Here is a 464-nt window from a genome sequence, read left to right as displayed (position 1 = left end):
GCCTGGCAGATAGCTAAATCGTTTTCCGAAAGGGTTTGCATTCCTAGCAAAACGGCGTAAAGCAAGCCGGACACATAGGAGAGACTCAGGAATCGCATGAAACCAGGAATTTTCACGGATAAGGCGTGGACCGCCTCAGCACAAGACGAAAAAGCCAAGTGATGAACTCGCACGAACCTGGCGCCCAGCAATCCATAAAGCATCACCAGCACCACCAGTGGCTGAGGGCTGATCTTTGTTCGCATTGCCATCAGTCAGCATCCGGAACGCGCTGGTGCCGAAGAATCAGCACGGTGTAATCAGCCCACATGCCGCCGTACACGTCGCGGGTGGATTTCATGTTGTAGCGGTGATGCAGGAATGTGCCTGGGGCCGGGTGCGAGTATGGCTCGCTGGCGAGAAGGCCGGCGCCCAGCTAATTACCTGCGTGGGTCGGTGCGTCTGCGTTGGTCTGCATGGAGAAC

The 464-nt window shown here is 56.2% G+C and carries 1 pseudogene; it reads right to left on the bottom strand.

Annotation, left to right across the window (positions count from 1 at the left end):
* Window positions 1-251: pseudogene (locus JMV15_RS27935) on the bottom strand (hypothetical protein); the annotation flags it as partial.
* Window positions 252-464 lie beyond the last annotated feature (213 nt).

The sequence above is a fragment of the Pseudomonas paracarnis genome (assembly GCF_904063055.1).
Lineage (GTDB): Bacteria > Pseudomonadota > Gammaproteobacteria > Pseudomonadales > Pseudomonadaceae > Aquipseudomonas > Aquipseudomonas paracarnis.
This window is presented reverse-complemented; position numbering and strand designations above follow the sequence as displayed.